We start from the raw sequence: 12,105 nt of genomic DNA on the forward strand, positions 1-12,105 counted from the left end.
GGAGCAGCCCACTCACCTCCTCGTGATTTGTAGTTAACTGTTATCCCTATGGCTGTAGAATAGTAAGAAATTAGCTCGAAGGCAACATATTTCATGCTGTTTTGTGCCTTGAGCGAAGCGAAAGGAATGGCTATATAAATGCTGATAAAAACAAAAGATATAACAAATATGAATAGGGTGAATGCTTGATAAAGCAATTCATATGGCTTAAAATGTAAAATTAGTTTTGGTAAATTGTTCAATGAATTCAAGTAAAGCGAGGAAGCAATTATGTCCGGCTATGTATTAATTGCCGACCAAGATCGATCAATACGATTGTGTATTCTGGAAACGCTACAAAACATAGGACTTGAACTAAAATCCGCAGCTTCCGGGGATGAATGTTTGAAGCTGTCCTTTTCAGGCGATCGGCCATCCCTGATCATTCTCGGGTGGAAAATGCCGGTTTTGAGCGGTCTTGAGATCCTTACGCTTTTAAAGTTAAACGAGCGATCACAGGCTATACCCGTGATTATGGTTGGCGGGGAAAAGTGCGATGAAGAACAAGCGATAACGGCCGGGGCTTATGCATCATTGCCAATCCCCTTAGAAAGCGAAATCTTGCGGCACTATGCTCTGAAAGCTTTGGGATGAGCCCAATAATAGTACAGGAATAATGTGATTTATGTCGAATTTAGCACTTGAAAGAGGGTGGGTAGAAGCAGATGTTGAAATGGATTTATAAGAAAAATACATTAATGATTTTGGTTTTATTGGTAAGCTTACTTATAGCAGCACCGGCAGCCGCCGCGGATGCTACGCTGCCCGAAGTAAGGACACTTTTAGAGGAACAATATGTTGATCCGGTACCCAGTGAGGTTCTGACTGCTCCGAGTATTCAAGAAACGCTGCAGAAACTTGGAGATCCTTATACAGTCTATATGACGGCTGAGGAGTATCAGAATTTTATTCAGTCGATTGATATGAGCGTTACCGGTATTGGAGTCTATATTAAAATTGCTCCGGAAGGAATTCGAATTAGTTCAATCATTCGTAACTCCCCGGCAGAAGAGGTTGGACTTCAGGCGGGTGACATTATTACCAAGGCAGATGGACAATCTTTAGCGGGACTTTCTCAGGAAAAAGCCGTGGGTCTGATCAAGGGACCGGAAGGCACTGCGGTTTGGCTTTCCGTACTGCGCAACGGGACAAATTTTAATTTAGAGGTTCCGCGGCGTGTCGTTGAGATACCGAATGTCGAGGGAAAAATTGTTCATGAGAATATTGGCTATATGGCTATTCATACGTTTGGGGAAAAGACTCCGGCAGAATTTGATCAGGCGGTCAAGGAGCTTAAAAACAAAGGAGCCAAAGCGTGGATCGTTGATTTACGGGATAATCCGGGAGGGTATTTGACGACCGCTTTAAGCTTGGCGGGGTATTTTATCGGTGATCAGACGGCTTTGCAAACGAAAGACAGCAAAGGAATTTATCAAGCATACCTAGGGCAAAAACAAGAGATCACCTTGAGCGAACCTACAATTTTTTTAACGAATGAGAATAGTGCCAGTGCTTCGGAGATTCTTACGAGCGTTGTTAAGGATTATGACAAAGCCACGATTCTCGGCAACAAAACCTATGGCAAAGGTTCAGTCCAGACGTTATTCCCTCTCTCCGATGGAAGTGTTCTCAAAATGACGGTTGCAAAGTTCTTTTCTCCATACAGGCATGAAATCAATGGGGTTGGGGTTAGCCCGGATATCCCAATTGTAAATTCAGACTCGGAGAAAGCAGCCGAACTTCTTCTTGCAAGTACTTTAGATTCGAGTGTCAATGCCAATGAGGAAGATCGGGTTCAGGTTTTTGCCGACAATAAGTCTTGGAAGATCCCCTTAAAACAGGCTCAAACCCCCGATTATTGGCAGGCGTATGCGGAGATGATGGGTAATGTTGGCTCTGCGTACACACATGAAGAGCTGGAAAAAGGATGGCCGCTTTACTACCCGGATTATCAAGAACTGAATGGGCTTCAAGACGTACCGCTTGATAAAAAGTTCACGGTTACATTTTCAGGACCGATCAATTGGGAAACAGTAACAGCCCAAAGTTTAGAACTCATTGAAAAGGAGAGCGGGGAACGTGTGCCGCTCGAATTTAAGCCGTTAAGTGATGATAAGCTTCAGGTTATTCCCGGGGATCTGTTGAAATCAGGGAAAACTTACTGGATGGTGGTTCATCGCACGATTCAGGATCAAAAGGGTGAATCAATACGGGAGAATGCGCTGGCTGTAATCAAAACGGCTGCTTCAGATACACCGGTTCAAATTCAAGCAAGCCGGTCTCAGAAACCGCCGCAAAGCGAGCTGCTGAAGATGTCTGATTATGGGCAGGCTATTATGGATATCGGCCTTGTTAAAGGAAACCAATGAAGAGAGGAAGTTTTGATCATTGGAAGAGATTCGTCGTTCGAAAACGGTGACTTTGCCTCGGCTTAACCGGCTTAGTCCTTCGTTAGAGAGCACTGCTTTGAAGATTATGGAAGAGTCCGGGGAACTGGCTCAAGCCATCGGGAAATTTCGAGGGTTAAGCGGCGAACGTTTACGTGTGGAAGAGGCAGAAGCAATGCAGATGGTCGCTCAAGAACTTGTTGATGTTGCTCAAACCGCGGTTACCATGATGTTCGTTTTAGAGGAACAATATGGGATCGATCTGGATAAAATTCTCGAAGATCATATCCAAAAATTACATAAAAAAGGGTATTGTGATTAACGATTAACGGAAAAAGTTATAAAAGTCATCCTCTTTGGGAAAGAATAGAAATAATTCTTACTGAAGAGGTGATTTTTTTTGCCACACCGACGATGCCGGAAATCCTCGGCGATGTTCCTGTGCGGGGTGCTTATCCTATTTTTTGGACAAATCACGATATACCCTGTACGCGGGCAAACGGGCAGTGAACCTATTAAAATAGAAGGCTCAGCTGCCAAGGTAGATCAAAATCAATCGTTAGACCCAACCGCCCCTATTATTATCCAAGAAGGGGATACATTGTGGAGTTTAGCCGATAAGTATGAAATGAGCCTTGAACAATTAACCCAAATCAATCAGATTCAGTATCCTGATCATATTCGTGTCGGGCAAAAACTGATTATACGGGCTCAAAAGCAAAACACGGATCAGCCGCAAAGTCATTCTCAGCTGCAAAAAGATATTCCGCAAAAGGATATTCCCGAAAAACAAATCCCTGAAGAAGTTAAAATGTTTGAGTTCCATATGGAGGAGGCTTCTCATTTATCAAGGGGGCAGCAGGCCTCGGAGCATCCACTGCAAGAGCCGGTCTTGAATGAACAGGTTGCGAATGAACAATCTAAGAAAATAATCGAGACAGCGCAAGCCCCAAAGAAGGAAACGTATATCGTTGAAGTTGCGCAGTCTGAAATTGATTTGCTGGCCCGAGTAATTTATGCCGAGGCGCGCGGGGAAGATTTTGAAGGTCAGGTAGCCGTAGGTGCGGTTGTTCTTAACCGACTTAAAAGCTCAGGCTTTCCGGATACAATTCATGATGTCATTTATCAGCGGGGTGCGTTTACGGCTGTTGTCGATAAACAAATTCATCTTACCCCGAATGAAGAAGCCTACAAAGCGGCAGAAGCGGCTTTAAGGGGCGAAGACCCGACCGGCGGTGCTCTTTTCTATTTCAATCCCAAGACTGCGACAGATCAATGGATTAAGAGTCGCGCTGTCATTAAAACAATAGGCAACCACACGTTTAGTATTTAATCTAAGCGAAATTATTAAACTCTGCGTTACACTCTAAAGAAGAGCGGCGCAGAGTTTTTTTTCACAAATGTCTATAAAGAGAGATTTTGTCCATAAATAGAGACACTCTACTTTGAAAGCAAAGACATGGTTTATTCATCGCTTGTGATCAGCGAATTCGGATGATTTGGAAAATTGACTGTATATATTTGGAGACACTCTATATATTTGTACTTAATTTTACAAAATCCATAAATATTCTATCATTTTTTATTTTAATTGTACAGAAACACCTTACTGATGGGACTTTGTGAAGATAGAATAGTAGCATTTACATAAATTTTCGGAAAATTGGTATATGTCTTGCAATAGAAGATTAAGAGTTTGTGAATATAGAAAGCGCAGTCTAAAGGAGAGGATGTGCATGCAGGAAGTTGTCATTGTGAGCGCTGCCCGTACACCAATCGGTGATTATCTCGGTGCTTTAAAGAATATTTCGGCAATTGATTTAGGTGTGGCAGCTTTGCGGGCTGCCTTGCAGAAAGCAAAGTTGGATCCCTCACAGATCGAAGAGGTTGTTGCCGGTAATGTTTTTCAAGCCGGCTTAAAAGGAAATCCGGCAAGGCAAGTTGCCCTTAAAACGGGTTGTTCTCTGGAAACTGTGGGTGTAACGGTCAACCAATTATGTCCCTCATCGCTTAGGGGTATGGAAATTTTGGCCCAGGAGATCGCTTTGGGCAAGGTAGAGATTGGGGCTGCTGTTGGGATGGAGAGTATGTCGAATATTCCTTATCTCATCCCTAAGGCACGAAGCGGCTACCGGATGGGCAATGATGTCATTGTCGATGCGATGCTTCATGATGCGTTGCATGATGCCTTTTATGACTACCATATGGGGGTCACGGCGGAAAACCTAGCAGAAATGTATGGCATTTCACGCGAAGAACAGGATGAACTGGCGTATTTAAGTCACCAACGTGCGGTAAAAGCCATTGAAGAAGGAAAATTTGCAGAGGAAATTACACCGGTCCAAATCAAGACCAAAAAGGGAGTGCAGGAAATCAGGATTGATGAACACCCTAATTCCTCAACAACTCCCGAAATCCTAGCTAAGCTTAAGCCTGTCTTTAAAAAAGAAGGAACGGTTACAGCCGGCAATGCCTCCGGGTTAAATGATGCCGGTGCATCATTGATCCTTATGAGTAGTGAGAAGGCTAAGAAGTTAGGAATAAAACCTTTGGCTAAGATCCTTGCAACGGCTTCGGCGGCGGTTGATCCAAGAATCATGGGTATCGGTGTTGTGCCAGCCGTTAATCGGGCCTTGAAGTTTGCGGACCTAAAGCTTGATGACATTGAATATTGGGAATTGAATGAGGCCTTTGCAGCCCAATTCCTGGCGGTGAACCGTGAACTTAAGCTCAGCATGGACAAAGTGAATGCTAATGGTTCCGGGATTTCTCTGGGACATCCCGTCGGGGCTACCGGAGCACGGTTGATGGTTACTCTGTTGCATGAAATGAGACGTCGTAAGGTCCGTTATGGCTGTGCCTCGCTTTGTGCGGGTGGCGGTCCGGCAGTTGCCGCAATTGTTGAGCTCTTATAGATAGATAAATAAAAATAGAAAAACGTAAATTGAGGAGGATGGTTCAGGTGAGTTTGGCAGAAGAATATCAAAGGAAACTGGTAACTCCTGAGCAAGCAGTTCGTGTTGTTAAATCTGGGGACTGGGTTGATTATGGTGCCTTCGCGGGTCAGACCGTAGCGCTTGATAAAGCGCTGGCAGCACGTAAGGATGAACTCGAAAATGTAAATATCCGTTCGATAACCTCATTGCGTGTGCCTGAAGTGGTAAAGGTTGACCCGGAAGCCGAACATTTTATCTTTAACAACTGGCATTTCAGCGGTATTGACCGTAAACTTCATGATAAAAATGAAGCCTGGTATATTCCGATGCTCTTTCATGAACTCCCGGGTATGTATCGGAGATTCCTTGATGTGGATGTGGCCATGATTCCCGTTACGCCGATGGATGAACATGGGTATTTTAACTTCGGACCACAAGTCTCACACGTGCATGCAGTTTGTGAAAAGGCTAAAATTGTTATTCTCGAAGTCAACCCCAGCATGCCTAAGTGTCTTGGAGGCAGGGAAGAATGCATTCATATTTCAGAAGTGGATTACATTGTAGAAACTAACTGGAAGTTAGCAAATGTCCCGGGCGGCGAGCCAAAAGAGATTGAGAAAAAGATTGCTTCGTTTATCTTGCCTGAGCTGGAGGATGGTAATTGTATTCAGCTCGGAATCGGCGGTATGCCGAATGCCCTGGGCCAGATGATTGCCCAATCGGATTTGAAAGATTTAGGGCTTCATAGTGAGATGTTTACAGAGTCCATGGTTGATATGGTGGAATCGGGAGTCGTGACCGGAGCAAGAAAGAACATTGATAAATATAAAGTGACCTATACGTTTGGCTTTGGTACACAAAGGACCTATGACTTTTTAGATAATAACGCCAATTGTGCGGCTTATCCGGTTGATTATGTCAATGATCCATTCATCATTGCTCAAAATGATAATGTGGTTTCCATTAACAACTGTATCGAGGTTGATTTGACAGGGCAAGTAGCCTCAGAGTCCTCCGGAACACGTCATATCAGCGGGACAGGGGGACAATTTGATTTTGCCTTTGGTTCGTATCATTCCAAAGGCGGGAAATCCTTTATGGCGATGGAGTCAACCTTCAAAAAAGGCGGAGAGCGTTACTCAAGGATTAACCCCATCATTACCCCGGGCGGAATTGTCACAACGCATCGGGCACTGGTTGAATATATGGTTACTGAATATGGTATTGTGAATTTAAAAGGAAAATCGACGTGGGAACGGGCTGAAGCTTTAATTTCGATCGCCCACCCTGACTTCCGCGAAGATTTGATCAAAGAAGCGGAGAAAATAGGGATCTGGCGTCGGAGCAATAAGCGCCTAGGACAAGTTGTCAACGCTTAGTCATCGGATAAAGAAGACTTGGAAAGTGGCGAGCGAAGCGAAGACAGCTTCCTAGTCGCCCTTATCCTGCCGGACTTAACAGCATGCATCGTAGGATAAAGAAGACTTGGAAAGTGGCGAGCGAAGCGAAGACAGTTACCTAGTCGCGCTTATCCTGCTGGACTAACCTGCATGCATCGTAGGGTATAGCAGACTTGGCCGGTAGCAAGCGAAGCGAGGTAGCGTCCTAGTCGCGCTTATCCTGCCGGACTAACCTGCATGCATCGTAGGATAAAGAAGACTTGGAAAGTGGCGAGCGAAGCGAAGACAGTTACCTAGTCGCCCTTATCCTGCCAGACTCACCCGCATGCATCGTAGGATAAAGAAGCCTCCGGGCTAAGTTTCATGAGAAGAATGAAACTTCGGCACCGGAAGCTTCTTTTGTTTTACTATCAGTATGAGATTAAAAATTATTCTCTTGTTACATGAACGGGCTCAGCCTGACCCCTGTGTAAAGTAAAGATGGCGATTTCCGGAGTGACATTGAAACGCAAAGGAATTCCGCTTTCGCCGATTCCTCGGTTAATGTAGAGGGGGATGTCCCGGATGACATGATATCCTTCATATATGCCTTTATCCCCAAGATAGGTGTTCGTGATTTGCGGTCGCAGACCCGGCAGCCGGATTTGACCCCCATGAGTGTGCCCGGTCAAGAAAAGTTCAGCACCGTATTTGGCGATGTCATCCAAAGAATCGGTAGAGTGGGAAAGAACAAGACGAAAAGAGGGTCCTGCGGAATCCGTATTTACCAACTTAGCATAGGCCAGGTCAGTGTTATCATGGGCGGTAGCCGGGTCGTCAACGCCAATAATCCACAGCTTCAAATTTTTAAGGTGTTCGGCATCATTGATAAGCGGGACCCAGCCGACACCTTGAAGAAGTTCAAGATAGCGATTAAAAAGGGCCCGCGAGAAATGCGAATAGTCATTATTGCCCATGACCATATATTTACCGAACTTTGCCTTAAGCGGCTGCAAATATTGAGCGACTTTGTCTAAATCTGATCGATCGGAGATGAGATCCCCGGTCAGTACAAGCAGATCAGGGTCTTGAGCATTGACTTGGGATTGGAGATAGGCTGAGCTGATGGAGAGATGTTCCAGGTGAAGATCGGAAAGGTGGACAATCCGTTTTCCATCAAGGGCTGAGGGAAGACCCGGATAGGATAAATCCCAAAACTCTTTTTTAAGTATGCGTGTGCTATGTTCAGCCCAGACGAATATTCCCGTTCCACCAACCAATGTACCGGATAGAACCCAATGACTCGCAAGCAAGCCGCCGAGACCTTGTAAAAAACTGCGGCGGGTTATTGTTTTGGCGGATTTCCCGGGAGATTTCCCAGGGGATTTATCCATAAAAAAACTCCCCCCTCAAGAACGATTGAAACCTGCTTTGAATATGATGTTATCATATCTAAGTAAGAGTGCCAAACTTCTGTGAACCAAATTTCTTGATTTGACATATCATGTTTTGAAAGCCAAACTGAATGGAGGGAGTACATGTGAGTTATGGCGGGGATATGGGGAGGCCGCAGGGTTTTGGACAGGCCGGTCCGCAGGGCGGAGCACCAAACTGGGGGTCCGGGTACAATCCGGGGCAGGGGACAGGTCAGGGACCTATCGCACCTATGGGCGAGGGAATGCCCGCCGGATATCCGGGGGAAACGTATCCGGGCATGCCGCAGGGGGGGGTACCCCAGGGCATACCCCAGGGAATACCCCAGGGAATACCCCAGGGAATACCCCAGGGGATGCCACGGGGTGTATCCTCCGGTGGTTCCATCCGTAATAACCTGGGATCCGGATTAAAGCAAAAGGGCATTTTCCAAAAGGACGGGCAAATTAATAATAGCCGGGGCGGATTCATCGGACCAAAACAAGGAGGTGGAGGGGGAATGGGAACGGGAGCGGGTCCATTTTCATTCCTTGGACAGGGGGGGGGCGCACCCTCGATGAACCAACCGCGCCAACTCATTTTAGAGTCGGCACAGGCAGGGATAGCGGCCAATGGCATAGCAACAATTTCCCCGGATAATCTTTTTACGTGTATTGCCAATCTACCCTCACCTACCTCGCTTACGGGTCAAGGCTATGGAACGTATGCGGTGTATTTGATCGATGAAAAGGGGAGTGCCGGATTTCTGGCGGGGGTTTTGCGACCGGTGGGGAGCGGGGTTTATCAAACCCAGTTTCGAAGTCAGGTTCCCCTCCTGCACTACAACCGGGTCTTGGTTACGATTGAAAATCCCCAGCAACTGGGTCACTCACCCAGTGGACCGGTCATATTGCATGTCAAACAACCGATGGGAGCCTCGCGCTTTTTAAGCCCCGTAAAAAAAGCCGGGGGCTCGGTGTGGCAAAAGATTTCCGGGTTATTCCAAGGGCGGGGAGGCGTCCCGGATATCCCTCAAGCTCCCGCCGGTCTGGGCGAAGGCGCTATCGCACCGGAAATGGTTCAGGCTGTTAACCCGGCAAATCCGATCAACCCTGAAATACCGACACCTCCCCCTATTCAATAGCCCTAAATTAGCCCAGAAAGCGTACTGTTGATCAAGAGCAATAGCTCCTTCTGCAGTACGCTTTTAGCATATGTTTAGTACTGAACCAGCCCAATAAGAGAGGATTATAGCGAGAATAAGATAATAAGGATGAGAGTAATAAAAGCCAAAACGCTTAAACCGGTAATGATTCCAATCGTCCCAAGAGTTGCCGAACCAAAGATAACGTTTGAAGTAAAAATGATCAAAAAGAAAATTGTAATGGCGATAAAGCTTGCCCCGACTGCGGGAGACTGCAGAAAGGTAATGCTCTTGCGAAAGCCGGATTCACTATAATCCGGACATGAAAATGAAAAAGTCTGATTAGGAGTAACCGCAGGGGGGGACATGCCCCCGGGGGGAATTCCGGGTCCATAATAGTTCATGGAATCTTGCCTCCTTACTGAGAAGCCGGGGTGGGTTGGCATCCCGGGGTTCCGATGCCGGTTCGTTCGATGAAAAATTGCGATATAATCATCGCTAGGGCAAGGATAAGATTTCCAGGGACACCGGGAATCTCAAAGAGCGGGACGTTAAAATTCGTGTCAGGGCTTCCGTCAAAGTCGGCGAAAGGGGCACTGACACTTAAAGAAAAACTGAGATTATCGGGGAAAAGGGGTTCATCCTCACCGACGGGACCAAAACCTTGTCCGCTTGGGGAACCGTTAGGAATTGTAAGAGTCCCGTCCGAGGCACTTTGCAGAAGGTTCATCAATTCGGGGAGGGTCAGAGTTACAGGGTACAAATCGGGCTGAATCCGCCGGGGATCAGGAGCATGAACGATGGAGCGCCTTGTCAATAGGTTCATTAAAAAATTGAGCCCGGCAATGATAAGTGTGGCATGGGGTAAATCAGCCTTTGCAAGGGGAAAGAGCATTGCACTGACAGGGCTGAAGGGGAGATTGCAACGGATAGGGCTAGTGACCAATAACGAAAAAGAAAAGGGGGCGACAGGCATGGGCGGAGTGCAAGGAGATTCTATAGCCATGTCGCACACCTCCTCGTTCTCCTAACCTCCATTGAAAATAATTATGATTAAAACCAGGTTTGAATGATTAGCCATGCCCCAAGGGCGAGCACAATTAGAAAAGCAATAAGTGTGGTAGGATGGGTGATATCATTTTTAAGGATAGGCCGAGAATAAATTTGGGCCATACAGAAAGACCTTCTTAATCAGAATTACTCCGGCATACCGGGTATTTTGAAATTGGGGGGGAGTTTCAGCCCAGCAGGAAGCTTGAAATCCTTGGGAATTTCCATTGCTTTAGCAGGATTTCCTCCGCCGATCGAATCAAAGATTTTTTGGGCCATACCTTTAAGTTCATCAGGCAAAGGAAGTTGGTCTGCGCTAGGCATTCCGTGAATACTCGTGGTAATCGTAAGATTGACCATAGCCATGACTCGCTCAAATTTTTGCTGGTATTGGAAATAGGTTTTAATGAGCGGATGCTTGTTCATAATACGAATTTTCAAGTCAATGAGGGCAAGAGATTCTTTTTCGGGAATAACCTTACTGAGCATTTGCGTTGTTACGAGCTGTCGTTCCTTTTCCTGATACTGGACAAATAACTCATTGGCTTCCTGGTCGGCTCTTATTGCGGCTTCGGCAGCAAGCAAAGCTTGCACTTCAGGGGTTTGGGCCAAGGCCTCACCGAGTTCCCTGGCTTTGTCAATGTAGCTCATATTAAGGGGCACCTCCTTTGATTCCTGATATTAAAGTATGCGGGAAGTCTTCAGGACGTGAGAGCAGGAATGGACAGAGATATGTAGAATCTTTTAACCACTGAAATGTATTTTAAAGCGGCTTATTTATGGGGGGATCAAAATGAGGACATATCGTATAGAGATCCGATTGATTCAACTATCGGTTGTGCTTAGTGCCCTGGTTGTGATCGCTGGATTCTTAGGAGCATGGGGAGGTACAAAGGGTCAAGAAACGAGTTCCGGATCTACGAATGGTAAGTCAGTTCAGACGCAAACTCAAACTCAAACTCAAACGGTGAAGAAAATCGTTGCGCTGGGGGATTCCTTCACGTATGGCTATCCCGGTAACCAAGATCAATCCTGGACAACGGTTCTTCAAAAAAAGTCAAACATTGCGATAATAAATAAAGGCGAAGGTTATCAAAGAACAATCGATTTGCTATCTCGTTTTGATACTGATGTTATCTCAGAAGCTCCGGATCAGGTTATTATTTTTGGCGGTAATGGAGATGCCCTAAGATCAATCCCTTTGGAAGAGTACCAGACCAATATTAAAGCACTTGTTGACAAGTCGCGCTCGAAAAACATAACGCCGATCCTGGCCCTGCCGATGCCCTATCCCGGGGTCCAGAAAACGATTAAAGAAATGCGCGACTGGATGAAGAATTATGCAGGGGCTGAACAGATCGTCGTTCTGGATTTTGCTTCTGTTGTGATGGATAAAGATAACAATTATTTGGACGGGTTTTCAAACGATAAAAAATACCCTTCGGCAAAAGGGTATGAAGCGATGGGGGAATATGCGGCTCGCGTGCTTCAGTAGCATGCGGGTTTTCTTTATTTGGGTTATTGCCTTTGATAGCCTTCGAGCTGTATGAATGGGGTTTTGTATGAATGGGTCTGGGGCGAGTTGCGAGTACAGCTGCTCCGGTCACGGCGCTCGGAGAGCAAACTAACGGCTCAAACTGCCGGATGAAAGTAGGCGGGGTTCGGCGCCGGAATCGGCTCGCAGAGTGCTACGCCGTCCATGGCGCACTCTGCACTAGGCACGTCCTGTGCCGTCGCTGCCTCTGTCGGCGCCCGGG

Annotated in this window: 13 protein-coding genes; 9 read left to right on the forward strand and 4 right to left on the reverse strand. The window is 46.3% G+C overall.

The annotated features are described in order from the left end of the window. The first annotated feature begins 270 nt into the window (after positions 1 to 270). From VB077_RS11535 to VB077_RS11560, 6 genes are all read left to right on the forward strand, one after another. Positions 271 to 633 (forward strand): response regulator, encoded by a 363-nt coding sequence (locus VB077_RS11535; protein ID WP_323415393.1) that lies wholly within the window; start codon positions 271 to 273, stop codon positions 631 to 633. Positions 634 to 704: 71 nt separating this feature from the next. Continuing rightward, a complete protein-coding gene (locus VB077_RS11540) occupies positions 705 to 2,408 on the forward strand; it encodes a S41 family peptidase (protein WP_323415394.1) in 1,704 nt (567 codons plus the stop codon). Positions 2,409 to 2,427: 19 nt separating this feature from the next. Continuing rightward, on the forward strand, positions 2,428 to 2,748 hold the full coding sequence (locus tag VB077_RS11545) for a MazG-like family protein (RefSeq protein ID WP_323415395.1): 321 nt from the start codon (positions 2,428 to 2,430) through the stop codon (positions 2,746 to 2,748). Positions 2,749 to 2,826: 78 nt separating this feature from the next. Beyond that, complete coding sequence (locus VB077_RS11550; protein ID WP_323415396.1) at positions 2,827 to 3,759, forward strand: cell wall hydrolase; 933 nt, start codon at positions 2,827 to 2,829, stop codon at positions 3,757 to 3,759. 403 nt (positions 3,760 to 4,162) lie between these two features. Beyond that, the gene (locus VB077_RS11555; protein WP_323415397.1) at positions 4,163 to 5,341 is read left to right on the forward strand and encodes a thiolase family protein; all 1,179 of its coding nucleotides are present in this window, start codon (positions 4,163 to 4,165) and stop codon (positions 5,339 to 5,341) included. A gap of 47 nt (positions 5,342 to 5,388) precedes the next feature. Further along, the gene (locus tag VB077_RS11560) at positions 5,389 to 6,741 is read left to right on the forward strand and encodes an acetyl-CoA hydrolase/transferase family protein (protein ID WP_323415398.1); all 1,353 of its coding nucleotides are present in this window, start codon (positions 5,389 to 5,391) and stop codon (positions 6,739 to 6,741) included. Positions 6,742 to 7,190: 449 nt separating this feature from the next. On the opposite strand, the gene VB077_RS11565 is transcribed toward VB077_RS11560, so the two are convergent. Then, complete coding sequence (locus tag VB077_RS11565; RefSeq protein WP_323415399.1) at positions 7,191 to 8,135, reverse strand: metallophosphoesterase; 945 nt, start codon at positions 8,133 to 8,135, stop codon at positions 7,191 to 7,193. 146 nt (positions 8,136 to 8,281) lie between these two features. On the opposite strand from VB077_RS11565, the gene VB077_RS11570 reads away from it, so the two are divergent. Continuing rightward, positions 8,282 to 9,298, forward strand: coding sequence for a hypothetical protein (locus VB077_RS11570; protein ID WP_323415400.1), 1,017 nt, complete (start codon positions 8,282 to 8,284; stop codon positions 9,296 to 9,298). Positions 9,299 to 9,402: 104 nt separating this feature from the next. Here VB077_RS11570 and VB077_RS11575 read toward each other — a convergent pair whose 3' ends face one another. From VB077_RS11575 to VB077_RS11585, 3 genes are all read right to left on the reverse strand, one after another. Then, a complete protein-coding gene (locus VB077_RS11575) occupies positions 9,403 to 9,702 on the reverse strand; it encodes a hypothetical protein (protein WP_323415401.1) in 300 nt (99 codons plus the stop codon). Positions 9,703 to 9,716: 14 nt separating this feature from the next. Further along, complete coding sequence (locus tag VB077_RS11580) at positions 9,717 to 10,304, reverse strand: hypothetical protein (protein WP_323415402.1); 588 nt, start codon at positions 10,302 to 10,304, stop codon at positions 9,717 to 9,719. Between the two features lie 191 nt (positions 10,305 to 10,495). Further along, complete coding sequence (locus tag VB077_RS11585; RefSeq protein WP_323415403.1) at positions 10,496 to 10,999, reverse strand: YlbF family regulator; 504 nt, start codon at positions 10,997 to 10,999, stop codon at positions 10,496 to 10,498. 142 nt (positions 11,000 to 11,141) lie between these two features. Between VB077_RS11585 and VB077_RS11590 the strand changes: the two genes are divergently transcribed. Together VB077_RS11590 and VB077_RS11595 are read left to right on the forward strand one after the other, a co-directional pair. Then, a complete protein-coding gene (locus tag VB077_RS11590) occupies positions 11,142 to 11,843 on the forward strand; it encodes a GDSL-type esterase/lipase family protein (RefSeq protein ID WP_323415404.1) in 702 nt (233 codons plus the stop codon). 71 nt (positions 11,844 to 11,914) lie between these two features. Next, the coding region (locus VB077_RS11595; RefSeq protein ID WP_323415405.1) for a hypothetical protein at positions 11,915 to 12,105 on the forward strand (191 nt) is incomplete at its 3' end.

It is taken from the genome of Desulfitobacterium sp. (genome assembly GCF_034927245.1).
Taxonomy (GTDB): Bacteria; Bacillota; Desulfitobacteriia; order Desulfitobacteriales; family Desulfitobacteriaceae; genus Desulfitobacterium_A.